The organism is Tianweitania sp. (assembly GCF_032053605.1).
In the GTDB taxonomy this organism is placed as follows: Bacteria; Pseudomonadota; Alphaproteobacteria; order Rhizobiales; family Rhizobiaceae; genus Tianweitania.
In genome coordinates this window covers 1-10,089 of the sequence record NZ_DAMBUH010000118.1, presented here as the reverse complement: position 1 = coordinate 10,089, position 10,089 = coordinate 1, and the positions used below count along the sequence as shown (strand labels likewise).

Sequence of the window (10,089 nt, the reverse complement as noted above, 5' to 3'; positions counted from 1 at the left end):
GCATGACACGCCAGCCAATTATGACCGCCTATCGCCAGGAAGCGCTGGCCTGTGCCGCCATGCTGGTGGATGGACCGAAGCGGCCGCGTGATCTCAGGCCGGCCAATCCCAACGCGCAAAAGATCCTGCACCGCAATGTCTATGGCTGGTTCGTCAGCCCTGAGCGCGGGATCTATGACATCACCGATGCCGGCCGCGCGGCCCTGCTGCGCTGGCCGGTGGAGGTGCCGGGACTTTAGGCGCGCGCGGCCTTCAGGATCGCTTCTGATGCCTTTTCCGCGATCATCATGGTGGGCGCATTGGTGTTGCCGGAGGTGATGGTCGGCATAACCGATGCGTCCACCACGCGTAGGCCTTGGAGGCCGTGGACGCGCAAATCGCCATCTACGACCGCCATCGAATCCGATCCCATCTTCGCCGTGCCGACCGGATGGAAGATCGTGGTGCCGAGCCGTTGCGCGGCTTTCAGGAGATCGTCGTCGCTGACCGCCTCCGGTCCCGGCTTCAACTCCCTCGGTGTGTAGGGAGCCATGGCCTTGGTCTCGAACAAGCGGCGCGCATAGCGCAGCGATTCCACCGCCACCATCTCGTCTTCCGGCGTCGCCAGATAGTTCGGCGCGATCTTCGGCGTTTGGGTCGGGTCCTTCGAGCGCAGCGTCACCGAGCCACGGCTGGTCGGGCGCAGATTGCAGACCGAAGCGGTGACGCCGGGAAAATCATGCAGCCGCTCGCCGAGCTTTTCGGTGGAAAGCGGCTGGACGTGGAACTCGATGTTGGGGGTCGCATAGCGCTCATTACTTTTGGCGAAGATGCCGAGCTGGCTCGGCGCCATTGTGAGCGGCCCGGTGCGGCGCAGCGCGAATTCCAGCCCCATCCGCACGCGGCCGAACAGTGAGTTGGCGAACTGGTTCAGCGTGGGAATGCCGGTGACGCCATAGACGGCACGTATCTGCAGATGGTCCTGCAGGTTGCGGCCGACGCCCGGCAGGTGACGCACAACATCGATCCCGTGTTCGCCCAGCGTCTCGCCATCCCCGATGCCTGACAGTTGCAGCAGATGCGGCGAGCCGATCGCGCCGGCGCTCAGGATCACCTCACGCGCGGCCAGCGCTTGCATTTCCTGGCCATTCACGCGGTAGGCGATGCCAGTGGCGCGGCCGTCCTTCACCGTCACCTTTTCGACGGTGGCCTTGGTGGTGATCTTCAGGTTCGGGCGTTTGCGGGCGGGGTTGAGAAAGGCGCGCACGGCGCTCCAGCGCAAACCGCCCTTTTGCGTCACATGGAAATAGCCGACGCCTTCATTATCTCCGGTGTTGAAGTCGTGCGAATGCGGCAGGCCGATCTCCTGCGCGGCATCGCGCACAGCATCTAGTACCGCCCATTTCAGCCGCTGCTTGTCGACGCGCAACTCGCCCTCGGCGCCGTGAAATTCGCTGGCGCCATCATAGAAGCGCTCGAACTTCTTGAAGACCGGCAGCACGTCGGCCCAAGACCAGCCGGTGTTGCCGGCCTGCGCCCAGCCGTCATAATCCTCAGCCTGACCGCGCATATAAATCATGCCATTGATGGACGACGATCCACCCAGGACCTTGCCGCGCGCATAGCCGATCGCCCGGTCGCCCAGGCCCTTCTCAACCTCGGTCTGAAACATCCAGTCGGTGCGTGGATTGCCGATCGTGTAGAGATAGCCGACGGGAATGTGGATCCAATGGTAGAGGTCACGGCCGCCGGCTTCGAGCAAGAGAACGCGGGTGTTGGGATCAGCCGACAGGCGATTGGCCAGCACACAGCCGGCCGAGCCGGCACCCACGATGATATAGTCGAAGCTCTCGGTGTCCCGCGCAGCCGCCATTCCAACCCTCCCGAATACGTCCTCCGGGTGGAATCATGAACCGGCTGGCATCGAACCGCAACGGGTTACGCCGCTGGTTCGGGTTTTTGCAGCGCGCTGTACCAGTCGGCATAAGGTGAGTTCACCGCCATCTTGCGGTTGTAATCGGGCGCTCCATCCGTCCACCAGACCGGCCCGCGTTCGCCCAGCCCGATCTTGGCTAGGTCGACGCGGCCACGCGCTTGCTTTTCGGCGTCCCCATCATGCGAACGGCGCGCCAGGGCTATGTCCCGGCGCGCCGTCATCAACTGCTTGACCAAACCCGCTCGCTCAGCCTCGCCGAGGTCGGGTTTGCTCGTCCGCCAAAGCCTGCCCCGCACCACGAAGTACCGGCCATCAGGTGTAACCGGATACTTCATGGGCAGAACGCTGCCCGCTTATTCAGCAGGTGCGGGAAGGGCAAGCGGCTTGTCGTGCTTAGCTTGGCGTTCGCCATGCGTCTCCTTGTGGGCAAGGAAAGTGTAGAACATCGGCACCACGAAGAGCGTGAACATCGTGCCGATCAGGATGCCGGTGACGATCACCAGACCCATCGCGAAACGCGCTGCGGCACCCGCACCCGACGCGACCAGAAGTGGCGCAATGCCGAGCGCCATGGCGGCCGTGGTCATCAAGATCGGGCGCAAACGAACCTTGGCCGAGGCGATAATGGCGTCGACGCGGTTCAGCCCATGCTCTTCACGCTGCTGGTTGGCGAACTCCACAAGCAAAATTCCGTGCTTGGTGATCAAGCCGATCAGCGTGATCAGACCCACCTGCGTGTAGATGTTCAGCGTTCCCAGACCGAGGTTGAGCGGCAGGATCGCGCCGAAGATCGACAAGGGCACCGACATCATGATGATCAGCGGATCGCGGAAGCTCTCGAACTGAGCCGCGAGCACGAGATAGATCACCACGACAGCCGCGAGGAAGGCGATCAGGATCGTATTGCCCTGCTCGACTTCAAGGCGCGACTGACCGGAATAATCGATGAAGTAGCCGTCCTGCAGGAGGGGACGCGCGATGTTTTCGAGCGTCGACAGACCTTCACCCGTGGTCACGCTCGGCACAGGCAGCGCCGAGATCGTGGCGGAGTTGAGTTGGTTGAACTGCTCGATCGCCGTGGCCGTGACGCCGGTATTGATCGACACGACCGCCGACAGCGGAACCATCTCGCCGGTGGTGCTGCGAACAAAGAATTCGCCCAACCTCTCCGGGTTGTTTCGATATTCCTGCGGCACCTGCATGATGATGTCGTAGCTGTTCGAATCGCGGTCGAACTGCGCGATCGAACCGCCACCAACCATCAGGCCAAGCGTTGCGCCGATCTCGCGAACCGAAATGTTCAGCGCAGCAGCGCGGTCGCGATTGATGGTCACAACAACCTGGTTGGCGTCATACTTCAGCGAGTTTTGCACCACGATGAAGCGGCCGGATTCCTGCGCTTGTTTGCGCACCTGTTCCGCCAGTTCGTAGAGGCGGCTGGACTCACCGGTGGTCTGGAGCACCAGCGAGATCGGAAGACCGCCACCGGCACCTGGCAGCGATGGCGGAGAGAAGACCAGCGCCTCCACACCGGCGACCTTGGAGATGCGGCCCTGGATATCCTGCTGGATTTCGGCTTGAGACCGGTCTCGATCCGCCCAGTCCTTGAAGGCCCAGAGCGCAAAGGCCGAGTTGGTCGCACCACCCATGCCGACAACCGAGAAGTTCGCCCGCAACTCGGGAATATCTTCGGTCAATCCGCGCATCTGGGTTGTGTAGGTATTGGTGTATTCGGCGGTCGCGTAGGGCGGTGCCGTCACCAGCGCGAAGAGAGCGCCCTGATCTTCTTCAGGCGCCAGCTCGCTCGATGTCTTTGTGAACATGAAGCCGGTCAAGCCAACCAGCACGATCACGATCAGCAGCGTGACCGGTCGATATTTCAGCGAACCGCCGACAAGACGTTCGTAGCGATTTTCCAGCCGCGCGAAGGTGCGATCGACGAACTTCTGGAAGCGGCTGTGATTGCCTTTTTTGAGCAGGCGCGCCGACATCATCGGCGTGATCGTCAAGGCGATGATGCCCGAAAGAACCACCGCGCCGGCAAGGGTGAGCGCGAATTCGCGGAACAGCGAACCCGTCAAGCCACCGGTAAAGGCAAGCGGCGCGAACACGGCCGCCAGCGTGATCGTCATGGCGACAATCGGGCCGGTGATCTCGCGCATGCCCTTGAAGGCCGCATCGCGTGGCTCCATCCCCTCTTCGATATGGCGGTGGATGTTTTCCACCACCACGATGGCGTCATCGACCACGAGGCCGATTGCCAGCACCATCGCAAGCAAGGTCAGGAGGTTGATCGAATAGCCCATCGCCAGCAGCACGGCGCAAACGCCGATGAGCGACAGCGGAATGGTGACGATCGGCATCAGTACCGAGCGGAACGAGCCAAGGAATAGAAGGATGACCACGACCACGACGAACACCGCTTCGGCGATCGTCTTGAAAACTTCCTCGATGGACGCGCTGATCTGCTCGGTGGAGTCATACATCATCGTCATCGTCATGCCCTCGGGCAGCGATGCCTGGATGGCCGGCAGTTCCTTGATCACCGCGCTTGCGGTGTCGAGCGGATTGGCAGCCGGCGTCGGGAACACGCCGATAAAGGTGCCGGGCTGACCGTTGAACGTCACGATCGTGTCGGTGTTTTCGGCGGCAAGCTCGATCGTGGCGACATCGCGCAAACGCACGACCTCGTCGCCCTCGGCCTTCAGCGGCAAGGCGCCGAACGCTTCAGGGTTCTGCAAGGTCGATTGAACGGTGATGGCGTAGGAAACGAGGTTGTTCTTGGTCTTGCCCGGTGCCGCAAGGAAGTTGGAAGCGGCAATTGCGGTTTGCACTTCAGACGCAGTCAAGCCGCGTGCGGCGAGACGGATGGGATCGATCCAGACGCGCATGGAGTAATCGGCGGCGCCGAAGATCTGAATCTCGGCAACACCTGGAATGGTCGACATGCGCGGGCGAATAACGCGCTCGATATATTCGGTGACCTGTTCATTGGTCATCTGAGGGTTCTGCATCGCCAGATACATCATGGCGAACTGCTGGCCCGTGCCCTTGACGATGACCGGGTCCTCCGCCTCCGTCGGCAGGTCGCCGCGCACCTGATTGACCTTGGCGATCACTTCCGTCAGCGCCGAATCCGGATCAGAGCCCAGCGTCATGGTGACGGTGACGACGCTGGCCGAGGGCGTGCTCTGCGACGTGACGTAGTTGATGTTTTCCGTGGTCGCGACGGCGCGAGAAATCGGCGCGGTGATGAAGCCCTGGATCAGGTCTGCCGATGCGCCCGGATAGGTCGTGGTCACGGTGATGACCGTTTCCTCGACTTCCGGATATTGGCGCACGGCAAGATTGAACAACCCCTGGAAACCCAGGAGCAGGATCATGAGGCCAAGCACCGTCGAAAGAACGGGCCGGCGGATGAAGATATCTGAAATGCTCATTGCTGCGACACCTGTGTCGGCTCACCGGACTTGGCCGGGTCGATCGTGTTGTCGATCGCAACCGGCGTTCCGTTGCTCAAGCGGTTCTGGCCGGCCGTGATGATCTGGTCACCGACATTGAGACCACCTTTGACCTCGATCTCCGCACCGTTGCGGCGGCCAAGCTGAACGAAGACCTGGGATGCCTGCTGCGTGGCCGGCGGCGTTTGCGGCTGGCCTGCGGCAGCGGCGGCATCGCCCTGCTCTTCCTTCTGTTCCTTGTTTTCTTCCGCCTTCTTCTGCTCCATCGGACGCACGACATAGACATAGTCGCCATAAAGCGAGGTCACGACGGCCGTTTGCGGCAGGATGATGATGTCGTTTTCGGCCGGCAGTTGCACCTTGATACGTGCGAACTGGCCGGGGGTCAGGACATTGTCGGGGTTTTCGATCGCAGCACGGATGGAAACTAGGCGGCTAGCCGGGTCGATCTTCGGATCGATGCCGGTGATCTTGCCCTTGAACTCGCCGTCCTGACCGTCAAGCGTCACGATCACGGGCTGGTCGATGCGCATCTGGCCGAGGCGCTGTTCCGGCACGGTGAAGTCGGCGCGCATGGTGCTGACATCCTGCAGCGTCACGACCGCATCGCCTGGCGACAAATAGCGCCCAACATCGACACGCGGAATGCCGACGGTGCCGCTGAAGGGCGCGCGCAGCTGCTTCTGGGTCAACACGGCATCGAGCTTCTGCACCTGTGCGGTTGAAGTCTGGGCAGCAGCCTGTGCGGTATCCAGCGAAACGTTGGAGCCCACGCCGCGCTGCTGCAGTTCCTGCGCGCGCTTCAGCGACTGCTGGTCGAGTGCTGCCTGCGTCTTGGCCGCTTCGAGATCGGCGCGCTGCACCGCATCGTCCAAGCGCAGCAGAACATCGCCCTGCTTGACCTGTTGATTGGCCTTGAAGTTGATCTCGGTGATCACGCCGGCCGTTTCCACCGTCAGATCGACCCCCTGATTGGCGCTGATTGTGCCGATCGCCTCGATGTTCGGCGTCCAGCTGCGCTTTTCGACAGCAACGGTCGAAACCGTCGCCGTCGGCACCGGCATATTGGCGAAGAAGTCCGTGATGGCCTTGTCGCGGAACATGTTGAAGCCAACGATCGCGCCTCCGACAAGGGCGAGCAGGACGATGGCAATCAGGAGGCGTTTGATCATGAGAAAAGCTCGGGTGGACGCGGGTTTCAATCAGTGAACTACCGCAAGGGTAGCAGAAAAGAGTTGTGTTGCAGTGCGGGATAGCTGTACCGTCTGGACGGTATTGTCAAGAGGAGCTCATGTCACAATGGTGACAGGACGCAACGAAACGCGTGACCGTATTCTGCAAGCGGCTTCCGAACTGGCCTGGGAAACAGGACCTGGCAATCTGTCGCTCGACGCGGTTGCGGCCAAGGCCGGCGTTTCGAAAGGCGGGTTGCTTTACCACTTTCCCTCCAAATCGAGACTGCTGGAAGCCACCGTCGAAACTTTCGTTCAAGAGTATGACCAGACACTAAAGGCACGCGAAGCGGACAGGCCGCCCGAAAGTCATGCGGTCGCGCACGCCTATCTCGATCTTTTCGTGGAACAGCACGTCTGCAAGCGACCTCCGTCGTCGGGCATCCTTGCAGCACTTGCGGAAGACCCTTCCTTCCTCAATCCCGTGCGCCGCTACGAGCGTGAGCTGCTCGACCGCATCAAGGCCGATCTCGGCGACCCCGAACTCGCAATGATCCTGTATTGCGCCATCAGTGGCTTGAAGAGCAGCGACCTGCTCAGCCTGGATGTCGCCAAGCCCGACGAGATCAAGAGCCTGATCGAACGGCTTCGCGCGCTGATCAGCCAGCGCTAGCGTCAGGAGACTTGAGCCTCGCCCAGCGCTTGTTGGTCAGGATGGTCTGCAGCGACACTGGCCGAAAGCCTTGCGCATCCACGCCGACATCGACCTGACGCGGCATCGGCTTCAAGCGCCCGTGTGAATGGCCATGCAAGTTGATCGACCTTTTACCCATCCCGTTCCATGTGCGGAAGGCGTAGTGGCACAAGACGAGGTGATGCCCTTCGAGCCGGAGTTCGGCATAGTGCTGCACGCTCGCCCAACCCTGCGCAGCGACGGTTGCTTCAGGGTCATTATTGCCGATGATCAGGTGCTTGCGCCCGTTCAGTTGCGTGAGAAGCTGTTCGATCGCCGCCTGATCGCCCCGCGCGAAATCGCCGAGGTGCCAGACCTCGTCATCCTCGCCCACGACGTTGTTCCAGTTGGCGATCAGCGCTGCGTCCTGTTCGGCTACGGAGGCAAAGGGGCGGCGGTCGATGCGCAAACCGCGCGCTTCGCGCAAATGCGTGTCACCTGTGAAGTAGATCATCCCGCCTCGCCGCTTGCCTTGTGTCCCCTATATGGATGCTGACGGCGATCGGCGCCGTGGAGAGGGATAATCCATGTCAGTTCTGATCAGCATCCTGATCACCTTCCTTGTCATTATTCTGGTGCTCTGGCTCGTGCAGCGTTTGCCGCTCGATGCTCGCATGCGCCAGATCGTGCAGCTCATCGTGATCATCATCGGCATCATCTCGCTGCTTCGCTATCTGGCTGTGTTTTAGAACCAGGATGCAGCAATTTGCGGGCCGGCAGCGCTTGCCCAGCAGCCAAAAAACAAAAGGCCGGCACAAGGCCGACCTTTTCTATGCGTCACCTCATTGCCGGCGCCAGTTCATCCGTGGTCGCCGGCGAGGTGACTGATTAGCATCTCACAGGAAGATGGTTAACAAATTATTAACAAATTACGTGGCCAGTCTCATCCTTTAGAACAAGCCGCCCACAAACCGCATCGTGCTTAGGATCAATCCGTCGTTGATCGCGAAGGTCACCGCCGCTTCCGCTAGCAGGCCCAGCGCAATCACAACAAACAGCGGCAATCGTAGGGCTGCGACGAAGCCGAGAAGCACGAAGACGCTGTCGCCCAGTGAATTGACGATCGTGTCGCCCGCATAGTTCGCGCCGATCTCGGACTCCCCAAAATGCGCGATGATCCACGGCGTGTTCTCGACCACCTCCCAGCCCATGCTGAACGCGGCTGCGGCGACGATCATCCAGCCCAAGGGCCAGCGCCGCGAGGTCCACCACATCACGGCGGCAAACAGCATGCCGGCAATGAGGTGCGAAAGCGAATACCAGTCGGCAATCTGCTTGGAATTTTCCGGCCCGGTCGCATCGTTGAGCCACAGCTTCACGCCGCAAGCGCAGGTCACGTCGTTGCCCATCCAGTAGAGAATGGCGGCCTTGGCGGCGAGGATCGCGAGAACGGTGGCGACATAAACGAGAACAGGTGCCGGGCGCGGTATGAATTTGACCCGGCCAGCCGGTGGCGCGGCAGAAGCAAGATCGTGACTCGTCAAGAACGCCTCGCAAGTGGATGACCGATCGCTCCCATATAGGGCGGCAAGCGCTCCAGTCAGGGTTTGGTTGCCCCTCTTTGCCGTGGCAGGAGACGCGATCACGCTGAGTTCAGGCGGCTTTCCGCGCGATGTTCCAGCCCTATTTCCCATCCGAGCCCTATTTCTGGGAATCAAGCAATCGGCGGCGCGAAGGCTGCACAAGACAAGGGCCATCGGGCTTGCGCATCGCGTTCTTCTCGCCTGGTTTGTCCAGCCACTTGCAGGCCATGGCTGCACTTGGCGCGGCATTGGCTGAACGCGGCCATCAATGCTTTTACGTCGGCCATCCCGATCTTGCGGCCGTTCTGCCGGAAAGCCTTGAGCTGATTGCGCTCGATCCAGCCCGCTGCGATTGGTCGCCGACATCGGTGATCCGCAACACGCGACGACCATCGCTCCCCTTCGGCATCCGCCGCACGGTGAGCGACATGGCCGCGATCACCCGCACGCTGTGCATGGAGGCGCCAGCCTTGTTGCGCCAGCATGGCATCGAGGCCGTGGTCACCGACCAGATGGAAGCCGGCGGCGCGCTGGTTGCCGAACATTGCGGACTGCCCTTCGTGTCGCTCGCCGTTGCAGCCCCGATCAATCGCGAACCCATGGTGCCGCTGCCGGTTCTCGATTGGCCTTACGAAGACAGCGACGCGGCCGCCAAGCGCAACGCGGTGGGCGAGCGCATCGCCGACTGGCTGACGGCCAGGCATGATCGCGCGATCGCCGAATGCGCCGCGCAGCTTGGTTGTGCGCCCAAGACCAGGCTGATCGACTGCCTGTAGCCACTGGCGCAGATTTCACAGCTGACGGAAGGCTTCGACTTTCTCCGCAAGCAGCGACCGGATGGCTTCCATTATGTCGGCGCGCTGAGGGGCGCGCGGCCCATCTCGGTCACGCAAGCCATGCCGAAGATCGCCAGGGATCGCCCCTTCGTGTTTGCCTCGCTTGGTACGCTGCAAGGGCATCGCTTCAACCTGTTCCAGCGCATAGCGCGCGCGTGCCGGACGCTCGATGTGCAGCTGATGATCGCCCATTGTGGCGGCCTGACGCCAACCCAAGCGGGGCGTCTCGATGCGGACTGGGTGGTCGACCGCGTCGATCAGAAGGCAGCGCTCGCCCGCGCCGATGTCGTGATCACCCATGCCGGTCTCAACACCGTCGTGGACGCTCTGAGCGCAACCGTTCCGATGCTCTGCATTCCACTCGCCTTCGACCAGCCGGGCATGGCCGCGCGTGTGCGGCAGGCAGGCGTCGGCGAAGCGCGCCAGCCGCCCCGCCAGGCCGCCGATCA

11 protein-coding genes are annotated in these 10,089 nt (G+C 61.8%); 5 read left to right on the top strand and 6 right to left on the bottom strand.

The window, feature by feature from the left end:
- On the top strand, positions 1 to 239 hold a 239-nt coding region (locus RTX98_RS18010; RefSeq protein ID WP_312798175.1), incomplete at its 5' end, for a DUF2161 family putative PD-(D/E)XK-type phosphodiesterase.
- On the opposite strand, the gene RTX98_RS18005 is transcribed toward RTX98_RS18010, so the two are convergent.
- The 4 genes from RTX98_RS18005 to RTX98_RS17990 form a co-directional block, all read right to left on the bottom strand.
- A complete protein-coding gene (locus RTX98_RS18005) occupies positions 236 to 1,852 on the bottom strand; it encodes a GMC family oxidoreductase (protein WP_312798174.1) in 1,617 nt (538 codons plus the stop codon). The two genes, RTX98_RS18010 and RTX98_RS18005, sit on opposite strands and share 4 nt — an antisense overlap.
- 65 nt (positions 1,853 to 1,917) lie before the next feature.
- Positions 1,918 to 2,250, bottom strand: coding sequence for a hypothetical protein (locus RTX98_RS18000; RefSeq protein WP_312798173.1), 333 nt, complete (start codon positions 2,248 to 2,250; stop codon positions 1,918 to 1,920).
- An 18-nt stretch (positions 2,251 to 2,268) separates the two neighbouring features.
- On the bottom strand, positions 2,269 to 5,355 hold the full coding sequence (locus RTX98_RS17995) for an efflux RND transporter permease subunit (protein ID WP_312798172.1): 3,087 nt from the start codon (positions 5,353 to 5,355) through the stop codon (positions 2,269 to 2,271).
- Complete coding sequence (locus RTX98_RS17990; protein WP_189504080.1) at positions 5,352 to 6,548, bottom strand: efflux RND transporter periplasmic adaptor subunit; 1,197 nt, start codon at positions 6,546 to 6,548, stop codon at positions 5,352 to 5,354. The genes RTX98_RS17995 and RTX98_RS17990 overlap by 4 nt, the downstream gene beginning before the upstream one ends.
- A 127-nt stretch (positions 6,549 to 6,675) precedes the next feature.
- Between RTX98_RS17990 and RTX98_RS17985 the strand changes: the two genes are divergently transcribed.
- The gene (locus RTX98_RS17985) at positions 6,676 to 7,221 is read left to right on the top strand and encodes a TetR/AcrR family transcriptional regulator (RefSeq protein WP_312798171.1); all 546 of its coding nucleotides are present in this window, start codon (positions 6,676 to 6,678) and stop codon (positions 7,219 to 7,221) included.
- Here RTX98_RS17985 and RTX98_RS17980 read toward each other — a convergent pair.
- Positions 7,208 to 7,735 carry a metallophosphoesterase family protein gene (locus tag RTX98_RS17980; RefSeq protein ID WP_312798170.1) on the bottom strand — a complete coding sequence of 176 codons (528 nt, stop codon included), beginning with the start codon at positions 7,733 to 7,735 and terminating at the stop codon, positions 7,208 to 7,210. The two genes, RTX98_RS17985 and RTX98_RS17980, sit on opposite strands and share 14 nt — an antisense overlap.
- A gap of 73 nt (positions 7,736 to 7,808) precedes the next feature.
- On the opposite strand from RTX98_RS17980, the gene RTX98_RS17975 reads away from it, so the two are divergent.
- The gene (locus tag RTX98_RS17975) at positions 7,809 to 7,970 is read left to right on the top strand and encodes a Thivi_2564 family membrane protein (protein ID WP_189504086.1); all 162 of its coding nucleotides are present in this window, start codon (positions 7,809 to 7,811) and stop codon (positions 7,968 to 7,970) included.
- 201 nt (positions 7,971 to 8,171) lie between these two features.
- Here RTX98_RS17975 and RTX98_RS17970 read toward each other — a convergent pair whose 3' ends face one another.
- A complete protein-coding gene (locus RTX98_RS17970) occupies positions 8,172 to 8,765 on the bottom strand; it encodes a DUF2585 family protein (RefSeq protein ID WP_312798169.1) in 594 nt (197 codons plus the stop codon).
- Between the two features lie 128 nt (positions 8,766 to 8,893).
- On the opposite strand from RTX98_RS17970, the gene RTX98_RS17965 reads away from it, so the two are divergent.
- Positions 8,894 to 9,580: a hypothetical protein gene (locus RTX98_RS17965; RefSeq protein WP_312798168.1), complete on the top strand. Its 687-nt coding sequence runs from the start codon at positions 8,894 to 8,896 to the stop codon at positions 9,578 to 9,580.
- Between the two features lie 120 nt (positions 9,581 to 9,700).
- A partial coding sequence (locus RTX98_RS17960; protein WP_312798167.1) for a glycosyltransferase occupies positions 9,701 to 10,089 on the top strand: 389 nt, incomplete at its 3' end.